Origin of the sequence: Rhodococcus sp. 1168 (genome assembly GCF_002091955.1) — a bacterium.
Classification (GTDB): domain Bacteria; phylum Actinomycetota; class Actinomycetes; order Mycobacteriales; family Mycobacteriaceae; genus Rhodococcoides.
The window spans coordinates 1-11992 of record NZ_MKKY01000005.1 but is presented as its reverse complement, the minus strand read 5'-3'; the positions used below and the strand labels follow the sequence as shown (position 1 = coordinate 11992).

The following is an 11992-nucleotide window of genomic DNA, read 5'->3' as shown; positions in this document are numbered from 1 at the left end:
ACCATCCACAACCCACAATGTCACCCCAATGCACTGTCATTCAGCACTAACTGAACGGTATTGAGGCTAAGCGCAGAGATTCCTACGACCGCGACGGGCCGCGAATAAAAACGCACCCGAGGTGGGGAATGGCTACGATCTAGGATGGCGACTATGTCGAGTTCGGTTGCATTGCGGACGGTTTCCGATGCCGCGTTCGCTGAGGCTGTTGAGGTGCTGCACGACAAAGTTGATGTTCTTCTCGATCGATTGACCGACTCTCTGCTGGTCGTTCCGCCGGCAGGATCGAGTCAGTGGCGTACCGACTTCCGCGGAAACAGGGGCATAGCAGGCTCGGTCGATCACAGGGCTGTTCGCGCGGAACTGGCGCGCCGTGCCGGTGTTGCCGATCCCGCATCGGCTGACCGAGGTGATGCTGCGGCTGCAGCGACGTCGGCGGGGCCGCAACGCCGAACGAGCAGGCGGCGTCAACACGCCCCCAGCAATTGTCGATCTTCGACGCGGCGAGCTGATATAGCACCGAACGGGCTGGACCAGACCCCGCGAGGCTGGAATCAGTCGTTTATCGATACAGTGTTCACTCTGACCTTGCTATGCCAGGATCGGGCGTTCATATCGCCGTTCAGGATCTTGACAACGGTCGTTTTGAGCCCGCGGTACGCATCTGCGTTGCTGTGAACTTTGGAAGAGTGCGCGGCCGCATGTCCCCGAATCGGTCAATATCTTCAGTCTGCCGGACGATGAGACAGATCGTCACGCGGCCGGCCCCACTGCGAAGGTCAGCGATCGACCGTCTACGACGCGATCCACTCAATCGAGAGCGTGTAAGTTTCAGAAGTCGACTGCACATCGACCAGGCGATTCGCTCCTGAGTGAAGTCGTCTTCTGACATTTCGTTATCAGAAGACGGGTGCACAGTGGTCGGTTGGTGCTTGTCAGGACAGGGTGTCGCCGTCGACCTGACTGCCGGCTTCGATCTGCTCGCGGAGGATGTCACCGTGGCCGGCGTGCCGGGCGAACTCCTGAATCATCATCAGCAGTGTCCATCGCATACTCACAGTCCCTTCGGTGGACAGGTCGATGGTGTCGTCGAGCTCGAACCGCGAAGCTATCTCGCGTGATCGCTTGCTGGCTCGCTCGAACTCGGCGATGACGTCGGCCAACGTCTCGTGGTCACCGACGGTGAAGGTCCCTTCGTCGCGGCGTGAGTAGCCGTCGCAGTCGGACTCGCCGAACCCGGCCCAATGCCTCTGGAACCAAATGCGTTCCGCTGCTGCAGCATGCTTGATCAACGCGATTGGTGTCGTGAGGGACGGGACCAACCGTTTGTGGGCATCGGATTCGGAGAGGCCCCGGGCTGTGTCGATCAAGGCTTGTCGGTTGCGGTCCAGCATGCTGTCGGTGATCTGCCGGTCATCTCCAGCGGTGATCATGTTGTTGTGCATCGTCGTTGGTACCTTTCGGTGGGTGGGGGAGTTGAGGGTGCAGCGCTCACACCGTGTGTTGGGATGAGCGTGGTAAATCGAGGCCGCTTTGTCCTCGTGGATTCCGGTCGCACTTTGCGCTGGAGTCGCAGTGCGAGAAGATTTCGCAGCGGCCATGCGGTTGCTTGAACCGGCGAATGTCGAACACCGCGCAGAAGCGTCGGCGGACAAGTGAACTCTAACGCGGCTGATGCCTCAAGATTCGACGCACTCGCTCAGCAGCTTCCTGCGGGTTCGGGTGTGCGTTTTGACCATCGTCATACCGGACGGACGGGAACGACCGTCTGTGTGCGACCGACGTCGACGTATAGCCTCTGAAATCGTCCGTTATGAGTCCATTTGCAGAAGTCCAGTAGCCCGCTGTTTCTAGTGGACAGATCGGACGTACAAGGGGGAGTGGGCATGAAAGTTGGCTACGCACGCTGTTCTACCGTCCGCCAAGACACGGCCGTTCAAGTCGGGTTGCTCACGAAGGCCGGCGTACACCGCGACCACATCTACATCGATCACGGGATCAGCGGCCGGCAAGCGAAGCGGCCCGGACTCGAGAACGCGATCAATGCCAGCCGCGAGGGTGACGAATTTTGCGTCACCAAACTCGACCGGCTCTCCCGGTCGGCAGGGGATCTCCACGAGACCGTCGACCGCTTGGCCGCGCGCGGGGTGGCATTGTCGATAGACGGCAAGGTCTACGACCCAACAGACCCGATGGGCAAAATGTTCATCGGAATGCTCGGCTTGATGGCCGAATTCGAATCCGACCTGATCAGGTCCAGGACAAGGGATGCAATCGCGGCGGCTGGCGCGGCGGGCCGGATGAAGGGGCGTCCACACACGCTCACCCCAGAGGAGCGCGCCTACCTGCTCCGGATGTACGAAACACGGCGATTCAAGATCGAAACACTGTGTAAGAACAATGGTTTGAAGAGATCCGCGCTCTACAAAAACCTTCAACTCGCCAGAGCTGAACGAGACTCACTCACCGAATCGGCCGAGTAAGTGCACTCCACTTCTGAACTCGTGCAGTCGTCTTCCGAAACTGATCCGACTCGGCGGCACGCCCCGCCCACGACGTATGCAGGCAGTACGACCGAGACCGACTCCACCTCGAATCACCCTGACACCGACTCACCCCGACCAGAGAGCCCCGGCAGTGCGCGAACACCACCGGGGCCGGTCGATCACAGAGATAGGACCTGCGATCAATGAACAACGTTAATACCCCCGACCTCGAGGCCACCAGCGAGGACACCCTCGACATCCACCCCCGCGTGTTGACCGGCGCACTGATCACCGGCCTGGCCATCGCCATCATCGTCGGTGCGGCCTCGTTCAAGCTGTCCTTCTCCACCCTCCTCGACCTCGCCGTCATGGCCGGCATCCACCCCGCCGACGCATGGGTCATCCCCGTCGCTCTCGACGGACCGATCCTCGCCGCCGCCGTCATCCGAATCGCCCTCTCCCAGCACACCGACACCGCCACCAAACGAGGCCGGCGACTCGTCGTGGCAGTGCTGACCGTCTCGGCGGTCCTGTCCATCGCGGGCAACGCCTACCACGCCGTGCTGACCGCTACGGTCCTCAACGCAGCCGTCGCAGCAGCAATAGCAGCATTAGCGCCAGCGATGGTTCTGACGATGAGCGAGATCGTCGCCGTCGTCCTGCGCGCACCACGCCGCCGCCGGACCACGACCGACACTGCCGGCATTCCCGACGATGTCACCGCGCCGGATCGAACCGAATGCCCGACCGACAGTGTCGAGAACGAACAGCACAGTGCGGCAGCAATATCGAGTCTTGCCGGGGTAGACGAAGACCTCGACAACGGCCTGCTCAAGCCCGCCGTATGGACCAGTGTCAACCTCTACCTCGCTCACCCCGACTGGTCACTGAGCGACATCGCACGCCACCTCGAGCTCCACACCTCGACGGTGTCGCGCCACATCAAAACCTGGACCCAGGTACAGCAGAACATCGCCAGCGAACGCAGCACCGCCGCCCCGTCCATCACCGACCAGCCGCACGCCGCCGATTCCGGTCACGACCAGAACACCGCCGGCGCAGAGGCAAGTTCGGACTACCGTGACACCAACGAGTACGCCCAGGTGGGCACCGACCGTGACTACGTGGGTGCGAGTCGATGACGAGCCAACAGCGGGCAGTGAGAACACGCGCAGATCTACTGGCAGGAGCGGCGACGGAATTCGCTCGCTGCGGATACGTAGCATCGTCGGTCATCCGCATCCTCGACAACACCGCGTGCAGCAAAGGTTCGATGTACTTCCACTTCGCCTCCAAGCGTGAGATGGCCGAGGCGGTCCTCGATACCGCCGCCGCCGTCTACACCGCGATCGCGGAACGCTGGACCGCAGCAGAGGGGATCGACCCGCTCGATGCGATCAAGGGAATGGTCGACGATGCCGCGCAGGCCTTCACCGAAGAAGTGTCGCTGCGCGCCGAGGCCCGGTTGAGTGCGGAACCGGAATTCAGCGCTCGTCGGCCATTCGCAGCATGGGACGCAGCAGTATCGGTCCTCGCCGGCAGAGCCGCCGAATCGAGTTGTTTCAGAGAGGGTTTCACCGCAGAGAAATTCGTTCGTGTTCTGGCGGCACCGCTGGCCGGGCACCGATTGCTGGCGCACATCGTCCCCGCAGGAGTCGCCGTGTCGATCCGGAGTGGCTACCGCGAGTCGCTCGAGACCGTTCTCGCCGCCGCAACCACCCCGATCATTGCCGCAACAGGGTAGTGCCGACACCTCGGTGCTCACGGTCGAGACGATCGACGTTGCGACGCCCTGTGCGGCGAGCCACACCGGATGTCCGCCCCGCTCAGGTATGAACGAGGGGTGGACATCCGGTGTCGAGCCAAGTCGAGTAGCCCCGATCCGTCGACGGCACAGGCCGCCGGTTCATCGTCCGAACGAGGACCGGGTGGTCATGATCGACATCGATGGCGTCCTGGCCGACCTGTCGGCGCACGAGGCGATACTGACCGATGAGGAGATCCCCCCAGCCCAGCGGTGGCGCGAGTTCTTCGCCCACATCCCCGACGCCGCCGTCCTCGCCACCGGCCACGACCTGGCCTGCGCGATCGACAGTCTCGGATACACCCTCGTCTACTCCAGCACCAGACCCTCCTACACCCACGCCGCCACCAGGCTGTGGCTCGCCGAGCAAGACTTCCCAACCGGCCGAGCACTGCTCATACGGCCCACATCCGAACCCTCCGGCCACCCGCAACCCGCAGCCCACATCAAACGCAGTCACGCCCGCGCAGTGACCAACAAACACCCGGACTGGCTCCGCGCCTTCATCGACGACGACCCACACATCGTGAACGAACTGACCGGCCATGACGTCCCTGCCCTCGCGGCAAGCGAACTCACCGAACTGGGCGTGGCATCACTACGCAAGCGACTCGAACTGAAACCTGGAACCACCACGGCGGCAGACGGCCAAGCCGAATCCACGCCGGCGGCACCACAACGCCAAGCCCACAATGATCTCCACGAGCGGCGGACACAGAACAGGACGGCCGCCGCCGAGAAGGATCTACCCAGTACACACCCATGAGGCGTAGGCCATCACAAACCCCGAAACACACAGGCCGGCTGAAGCCGCCAAATCCCGCGGCCACCTAACAGTGATGATTAAGACCGAACGAATATACGATTGAAATCTATGGGCTACCACAGGGACGCCACACCAGATGAGATCGAACGCGGAGAGGCCACTTCGTGGAGTATCCGGGCGCCAGAAGGCATCGAGCACCTCTCCTCCGAGGAAAGATGGCGGCGCACGAACGACGATGGTGTCCCCTACAACCACAAGATATGGGTTACAGAGCCGAAAGACTCCTGGGTTACGCCCGTCGAACTGATTGCCCACGATGGATATAGACCCGAAGCGCTCCTGCGGCTGTTCGGCCCCACCGCCGAAGGACCGGACGGTATCCAAGGATGGCTAGGGGTTCACGTTGAACACATCAAAGACACAGTCATCGATACAGCAATCGACCTACTCGAATCCAGTCTGATCGACGCACGAATCCGAGATATCTTCCCGCCGCTACCCGGTCCTGACAATTGGCCGACAGACGCCGAGGCAACCGAAATGGCCGCGCACCTCGCCGAGCCCGCCGAAGTCTCACCGTAGCGGTCCCAACAAGAAACGACACCCGAGGCACAGACAAAGCGTCGTCCGCGCACCGTACGCGGGTCTGTGTGGTGCGACGGCACTCACAACTCTCAATAGGTACAACGGGCAATGACAAACCGCGCGGACCGCGTCCGCCGGATCGTCGGTGTGGACCGCAGCTACGTCACATCCCGCGAAGCCGGCATCGACAAAACAGCCCACTGGTTCTACGGAGCCATAGGCTGACACAAAGACAAAACAGACGGCTACCCCACAACGCGCGCCTACTTCGACCGCATCACCGAACAACTCAACGAACCCGTCTGACAACAGCAGGCGAGCGGAGCAGTTCTCACAAACGTTCGTTTCCGGGACACCGCACGGGCCGCGTCTGCGTGGCCAGAAGGATTCGCTGGCGGATCGCAAGCGAATCGACCACCATGATGACCGTTCAATGCTGGGTTTAACCGACACCGAGAGTAGTCACACCACGTGCCGTCTACATTTCAAGCTCTTGCGGTGGCGCTTCTAGCGCTACTTCCGGGTGCGCTTTACGAATTAGCCCGCGAACAGCGCGGAGGCAGATGGGGCCTACGTGGTGCCGATCAAATCTTCAGACTGCTCAGTTTCTCTGTCGGATTCCAGGTCCTGATCGCGCCCCTCACATACTGGCTGTACAGCCACTATGTCGTCTCTGGTCATCTAAAAGCGGGGACCGCTGTTTCACCGTGGCTCTGGATCGGCGGGGTGGGGTACCTCGTGGTTCCCTTTGTTTTCGGGCGATTCACAGCCTGGGCTTCTAAAAGACGGGATCTCGCAGATCGAGTGGACCCCGACGCCGGAGCGACGAAGCGAGTGGCCAGGCGGATCTCGGTCGCCTTTGTCAACCTATACACCGATGTTGCACCGGCACCGAGGGCGTGGGACTACTTGTGGAGTCGCCCCCAACTGTCGGGGTGGGTCGTTCTGCATCTGATGGACGACACGATTCTGGCGGGAGAGTGGAACGGGTCCTACGCCGGTGGTTATCCCGAGCCCGGGGACCTCTACCTAGCTGAGCAAGTCGAGGTCGATCAGGACGGCGTCATACTGACCGAAGATGTAGACGGGGTGGCGTTACCCGCACGAACAGGCAAAAGCCTGCTCGTGCGGTGGGAGGAGATCCGGTACCTGGACTTCTACGACGCTACGATGGAGTCAGAGGACGACTCGGTAGATGACTCGACAAGCGATCAAGTAGGAGGTGGAACGCGTTGACAACTCCCAGACGGCCCGACAAGCAAACCGACACGTTTGAACGTAAAGGCGGCTACCCGTCGGCAAGGGTTCCGCGGTCTCAGATGAAACCGCCGCCCAGTTCTGCGACCAAGCCCAAAACGCAGTCGCCACAAAACTCGAACACGACGAGGTAGAACTATCCGCAGGCTTCAGTCAGGGAACGCACCTCAGTCAGTGACCGTGTGTCGGGATTAGGCACTATGTCGGAGTCACCCGATACGGTGGGTACACCGCCGACATAGGAGAATTATGGCTGACAAGAAGATAATCTTCGTCGCCTTCGCGATCGAGGACGAGCGCCAACGAGATTTCCTGAAGGGGCAAACGCTCAGCCCACGCGCTCCCTACGAGTTCATTGACATGTCAGTCAAGGAGCCTTATGACACCGGCTGGAAAGACCGAGTTCGCACTCGGATCAAACGATCTCACGGTGTCATCGTTCTGGTGAGCAAGAATTCACTGACATCCAGCGGCCAGAAGTGGGAGATCCAGTGCGCCAAGGACGAAGGGAAGAAGATTCGCGGCATCTGGGCTTACTCCGACGACCGTACGGACATCGCGGGCGTCGCCACCACAATCTGGAGCGATAAGAACATCATCGACTTCATCGATTCCCTCTGACGTCCCCCTAATGCGAAAAGCGCTCATCATCGGAATCGACCACTATGCCGATGACCAGGTTCCAGACCTGAGCGGTTGCGTCAATGACGCCTACTCGGTGAAACAAGTGCTCGAACGGCACGCGGACGGGACCATGAACTTCAGGACCCCGAAGCTGCTGGTCGCGAGCAGTGGCGAGAGCGCCATAAGCAAGCGAGAACTCAAAGACGCCGTCACCGAACTGTTCGACGACGACGCTGAGGTTGCCCTGCTCTACTTCTCGGGGCACGGCCACCTCGAATCGACCGGGGGATACGTGTGCGCGAGCGATTCAGTGTGGGGGGACGACGGACTTCCTCTAGCCGACATCATGACTCTCGCGAACAACTCGAAAGCACGCAACAAGGTAGTCATACTCGACAGCTGCCACAGCGGCGCTGTAGGCGAGAGCACCGTCGTCACTAGCGTCAGTGAAATCAGAGAAGGAGTCACGATACTGACGGCCTCCGCGGCCAACCAGGCCTCAATGATCACGCCCGGCGGCGGTTCGAGCGTGTTCACCGAGCTATTTGTCGACGCACTCAATGGCGCAGCTGCCAATCTGCTTGGCGCAGTCACCCCCGGAAGCGTGTATGCCCATGTCGACCAGTCATTGGGGCCCTGGAAACAACGCCCGGTCTTCAAGACCAACGTGAAGGCATTCGTATCGCTCAGAGAAGCGGACCCACCCATAGAGCTCGAGCACCTGAAAGCGGTCACCACTCACTTCCCGACCCCGGATCACCAGCTGGCGTTGGACCCATCCTACGAACCAGAGCGATCCGCCGAACAAATCGCTGACCCAGATGTACCGGACCCAGATCCGGCGCACACCGCTGCGTTTGCAGTTCTGCAAAAGCTCGTTCGTGTGAACCTCGTTCGCCCAGTCGATGCGCCCCATATGTGGCACGCAGCGATGGGAAGCAAGTCCTGTGAACTGACGGTCCTGGGTCAACATTATTGGAAACTCGTCGACTCGGAACTGATCTGACGTGCCTGGCGACTCCACGGGGTCCGAGCGCCGCCGTCTACATTCAGCGAGTTTGATGGAAACTCTCGCAGCCTTGGAACACGAAAGATGGTCGCACTGGCAGCGATACATGCACTCGAAATGCGAACCTGCCGCCGACGGATCTCTGACAATCCCAGCAGAACTTGTCGCACGCTGGGCGAAGCAGATGACGACCGACTATGGCGACCTACCAAAAGATCAGTGTGAAAGCGATCGCGAGCAGGTACGCCGCTACCTTCCGGTAATCGACAGATTCGTATTCGGCGACAGCGATGACGACCAGCGGCGCTGACGCGATCGAAAAGATGCACGCTGTCGACGAGGGCTGTGGATGGTGCGCGCGAACTTAGCCTGCTGCGCTGAGTCACTAGCCGGTCACCCGCTATGCAAGGAGACATCCACCTAGGCTTCGACGGCGCGCACAAATCGAGGTCGTGCATGTTTATGCAGAACCATGCGTTGTCCTACATACGTTCGCTTCTGGGGCACCGATCTGTGAGACACGGGCGCGGCTCGACCAAATGGCGCGATCGCAGACTGCCTGGCCCGAGCCCGAACGGGGGCTGGAGTCGTTTAGGCCCCTGACGGATGGGCGAGCCCGCGGAACTCCTGCGCGCCGACTGCCCCAGATACGAACGTCGGTGAGACGGACGTCGGTGAGACAGTGCGCTCAGATCTTCCACACGACCGCCGTGTCGTCGTCATCCGCACGGCGTTGATGAATTGGACGTCAACGCGGAGGGATCGACGATCAGACCGGGTCAGGTTCTGGTCTGATCCGTTCGTGGAGGTACAGCTCTGATGCTCATCTGTCTGTGAGGCGGAGGCGTTACTTTGCCGGGTCGGGGGGCGCGGGGAACTCACAATCGATCACCGCGCCCCCGATCATCGCTCAGGCTGCGTACCTACTCCGCAGGCTGCGGTGGGATCTCGTTGGCAACAACATCGCGCATTCTCGACACCACATCTGATTCTGCTTCCCCACGTCGCTGCGGTGCGCCCTCAGCTGCCGTCGAGATCACCTCAATACCGTTGGTCGCTGGGCTCGCGGTGTACCACGTGACGGCCGGATCGAACACGAGCGACATCACGTAGGAACCACCCACCTCCATCAGTGGGTCGTCGCCTGACATGATGAAAGCGTTCTTCTCTGGAGAGAATCCCCCCAGCTGTGATACGACAATCTCCTCCGGAGCGTCCCCCTTCAAGATGCTGTCAACCCGAACTGTGAACTGGGTTTCCGGATTGGGGGCCATTCTGGTGTCCGATGGTATTATCTCGGCCAGTACGGTTCCAGCGATGACGGTGTCGGCGGCGCCGGCGACCATGTATTCATTTTCGATGTCGTAGGCCCAGTCCGATGACGCGACCAATGTTTCGGCAGCCCCAGCGTTGGGTGAAGGAGCCTGACCGTCCGTGGGCTTTGATGATGCGCACCCCGCTAGTGTGAGTGCACAGAATGTCCCCACCCAAACCACATTCTTGACACTGCGCATTAGTTGCTCCAAAGGTTGTTGTAGATCGTTCTGTCCAACGGATTTGGCCCCTGCACCGTACTGTTGATCGGTGTCATCAATTGTGTCTCGCATGAGTGATAAAGGCCCAATGCATGTCCAAGCTCGTGGGATGCGGTGTGATTTCGGCGGGTGTCGTTGGCGTACGATGTGCCGTTGTAAGATGGGGCACCAGGCGCTAGATAAACATCGTTGAATTGCAGAGTTCGATTACCAGGGCTGTATTGCCCTATGAATCCTCCCGGGATATTTACATCGCTCACTGTCAGGTTCGCTGATCCAGCTGACGCGCCCTGGGTGATCGTTACCTTACCGAGTCCCGCCGACGTATCGTTCCATTTGCCGACTGCATAATTGAGGTTGGTCTGATATTTTGTTGATCCGGTAAGCTTTAACGTTTTGCTGAAAGCGTCTACTGCGGTGTATCCGATGCGATTGCCGAACGGACCGGAAACTCCCGAAGTTATATATGTGGATCCGCTCTTGAATAATTGTCCGGCAGCGCCGAATGTGCCATTCGACGACGGTGCAGCGGCGCATCGCAGCTCGTCTGAACTGGGGAATCCGTACTGGCCGGTTTCGTAGCCGTTTTGCGACCACGTATTGCGAATGTCGCCCCAGGTCGCATACGCCGACGCTTTTCCAAATTCGTAGGTGATAGCACCGCCTTGGAAGTTGTTGTACCGGCCACCGACCGCTGGCTCTTCGGCCGTAGTGGGGTACTTCAGCCGTCCACGTTCGTCGCTGTCGAGAGGAGTTTGGTTTGGACGGACACCATAAGTGAGCCATTTTTGTAGGATGAACCCCCCGATTTGGCGGCCACGCCCGGGATCGACATCTGGGCTCCAGACAATCCGGTTGGTGTCGAAGCCAAACGATTGCCACCTGCCCCTACCGTCACTGCCGGCCAGTAGTTCGCCGCTTGTGGGTTCACCGATCCGAGAAGAATTATCGGGATTTAAAAATCGGATGAATTCTTGCTCAATTGAACCGAAAATCCATTGTCCATTGCGGAACTGATCAGCGTTTGCGACCCCAGGTGTGGACGCCACGATTGCGCACATGAGTCCTAAAGCCGTCAAGATTGATGAGGCCCTGCGAGCTCTAGTCGGTCGAATAGTTCTCGTTGGGCGTCTTCTTGCTGATCGCACCCGGCCGTAGTGTTTCATAAAGGGCGTCTCCCAACTCGCAGCAAACGAACGTACCAGACGGAACGGTCGGTCTTTTCGGTATGTCAGACGCTGTCCGATTTGTTGTGCGCAACGCTGGTTCGCCACCAAAATCGCGGTCTACCGGATCAACCCAATTTCGGTCTCCGTGCTGGAAATCAGTGTCAACTCCTCGATAAGTGTGAGGGGTTCTGTAATCGGTCTCCCGCAGCGGTCAGTTGGAAATGTAGGGCGGTATCCAACTCCGTCGTTGTCAATCAGCCACACAACGGGCACGGAAGGGTAATCGCCGTCGCATGTCGTAAACAGTTGGAAACGATACTCGCGGCGGTCTAATGCGTCCTGGACTCTTGAGACGTCGCCAACGTAGGTGGCCTGTCGAACCGTCGCTGTAGTTCCTTCGGGTGCAGGCGTCGGCCCACCGCTGGTGCACACCACAACGGATACGGCGACGAAGCCATCAGGTCGCGACCCCGCGTCGTCGGACTTTGGTATGTCAAGTGTGGCCTGCGAGATCACCGCGTCGACGACGCCAGGGTACAAGCATGAAGCTGGTGATAGCTTGCTGGCCTTAAGCGGTGATGGTTTCGGCCAGAGATACAGCCCGGTGCATACGAGGGCGACGACAACTAACGCTGCCAGAGGAGCGAAAACCCATCGTAACCGCACGAACGGACATTACCCCCATATGGGTCTTTTGAGGCTCCCCCCGGATGGTGGACACCGAGATAGCGGGATCGATGGTTCCGCTGGAAGGATG

The 11992-nt window shown here is 59.9% G+C and carries 13 protein-coding genes; 10 read left to right on the top strand and 3 right to left on the bottom strand.

Annotated elements, in window-relative coordinates:
* The first annotated feature begins 373 nt into the window (after positions 1–373).
* Positions 374–517: a hypothetical protein gene (locus BJI47_RS23945; protein ID WP_176224607.1), complete on the top strand. Its 144-nt coding sequence runs from the start codon at positions 374–376 to the stop codon at positions 515–517.
* Between the two features lie 418 nt (positions 518–935).
* On the opposite strand, the gene BJI47_RS00335 is transcribed toward BJI47_RS23945, so the two are convergent.
* Complete coding sequence (locus tag BJI47_RS00335; RefSeq protein WP_088941847.1) at positions 936–1445, bottom strand: DinB family protein; 510 nt, start codon at positions 1443–1445, stop codon at positions 936–938.
* Between the two features lie 441 nt (positions 1446–1886).
* Here BJI47_RS00335 and BJI47_RS00330 point away from each other — a divergent pair, with 441 nt between their 5' ends.
* The 9 genes from BJI47_RS00330 to BJI47_RS00290 all read left to right on the top strand — a co-directional run bounded on the left by BJI47_RS00330 (position 1887) and on the right by BJI47_RS00290 (position 8841).
* Positions 1887–2483: a recombinase family protein gene (locus tag BJI47_RS00330; protein ID WP_088941845.1), complete on the top strand. Its 597-nt coding sequence runs from the start codon at positions 1887–1889 to the stop codon at positions 2481–2483.
* Positions 2484–2689: 206 nt separating this feature from the next.
* Complete coding sequence (locus BJI47_RS00325) at positions 2690–3628, top strand: DUF2637 domain-containing protein (RefSeq protein ID WP_088941844.1); 939 nt, start codon at positions 2690–2692, stop codon at positions 3626–3628.
* On the top strand, positions 3625–4230 hold the full coding sequence (locus BJI47_RS00320) for a TetR/AcrR family transcriptional regulator (RefSeq protein ID WP_088941843.1): 606 nt from the start codon (positions 3625–3627) through the stop codon (positions 4228–4230). Before BJI47_RS00325 ends, BJI47_RS00320 begins: the two co-directional genes overlap by 4 nt.
* Before the next feature lie 190 nt (positions 4231–4420).
* Entirely contained in the window at positions 4421–5056 is a 636-nt protein-coding gene (locus BJI47_RS00315; protein WP_125458620.1) for a hypothetical protein, read from the top strand.
* Positions 5057–5164: 108 nt separating this feature from the next.
* Positions 5165–5638, top strand: coding sequence for a hypothetical protein (locus BJI47_RS00310; RefSeq protein WP_088941841.1), 474 nt, complete (start codon positions 5165–5167; stop codon positions 5636–5638).
* A gap of 474 nt (positions 5639–6112) precedes the next feature.
* Positions 6113–6877 carry a DUF6338 family protein gene (locus BJI47_RS00305; RefSeq protein WP_088941840.1) on the top strand — a complete coding sequence of 255 codons (765 nt, stop codon included), beginning with the start codon at positions 6113–6115 and terminating at the stop codon, positions 6875–6877.
* 270 nt (positions 6878–7147) lie between these two features.
* Positions 7148–7519, top strand: coding sequence for a TIR domain-containing protein (locus BJI47_RS00300; RefSeq protein ID WP_088941839.1), 372 nt, complete (start codon positions 7148–7150; stop codon positions 7517–7519).
* A 10-nt stretch (positions 7520–7529) separates the two neighbouring features.
* Entirely contained in the window at positions 7530–8528 is a 999-nt protein-coding gene (locus tag BJI47_RS00295; RefSeq protein WP_088941838.1) for a caspase family protein, read from the top strand.
* 55 nt (positions 8529–8583) lie between these two features.
* Positions 8584–8841 (top strand): hypothetical protein, encoded by a 258-nt coding sequence (locus BJI47_RS00290; protein WP_088941837.1) that lies wholly within the window; start codon positions 8584–8586, stop codon positions 8839–8841.
* Positions 8842–9454: 613 nt separating this feature from the next.
* Here BJI47_RS00290 and BJI47_RS00285 read toward each other — a convergent pair.
* Both BJI47_RS00285 and BJI47_RS00280 read right to left on the bottom strand, forming a co-directional pair.
* Positions 9455–9877, bottom strand: a complete 423-nt coding sequence (locus BJI47_RS00285; protein WP_125458619.1) for a hypothetical protein — start codon at positions 9875–9877, stop codon at positions 9455–9457.
* 167 nt (positions 9878–10044) lie between these two features.
* On the bottom strand, positions 10045–11115 hold the full coding sequence (locus BJI47_RS00280; protein ID WP_176224606.1) for a hypothetical protein: 1071 nt from the start codon (positions 11113–11115) through the stop codon (positions 10045–10047).
* Positions 11116–11992 lie beyond the last annotated feature (877 nt).

Coding starts and splice junctions, on each gene's coding strand:
- BJI47_RS00285 (WP_125458619.1), bottom strand. CDS start 9,877: ATGGTCGCCGGCGCCGCCGACACCGTCATCGCTGGAACCGTACTGGCC.
- BJI47_RS00315 (WP_125458620.1), top strand. CDS start 4,421: ATGATCGACATCGATGGCGTCCTGGCCGACCTGTCGGCGCACGAGGCG.
- BJI47_RS00335 (WP_088941847.1), bottom strand. CDS start 1,445: ATGCACAACAACATGATCACCGCTGGAGATGACCGGCAGATCACCGAC.
- BJI47_RS00310 (WP_088941841.1), top strand. CDS start 5,165: ATGGGCTACCACAGGGACGCCACACCAGATGAGATCGAACGCGGAGAG.
- BJI47_RS00330 (WP_088941845.1), top strand. CDS start 1,887: ATGAAAGTTGGCTACGCACGCTGTTCTACCGTCCGCCAAGACACGGCC.
- BJI47_RS00290 (WP_088941837.1), top strand. CDS start 8,584: ATGGAAACTCTCGCAGCCTTGGAACACGAAAGATGGTCGCACTGGCAG.
- BJI47_RS00300 (WP_088941839.1), top strand. CDS start 7,148: ATGGCTGACAAGAAGATAATCTTCGTCGCCTTCGCGATCGAGGACGAG.
- BJI47_RS00325 (WP_088941844.1), top strand. CDS start 2,690: ATGAACAACGTTAATACCCCCGACCTCGAGGCCACCAGCGAGGACACC.
- BJI47_RS00320 (WP_088941843.1), top strand. CDS start 3,625: ATGACGAGCCAACAGCGGGCAGTGAGAACACGCGCAGATCTACTGGCA.
- BJI47_RS00295 (WP_088941838.1), top strand. CDS start 7,530: ATGCGAAAAGCGCTCATCATCGGAATCGACCACTATGCCGATGACCAG.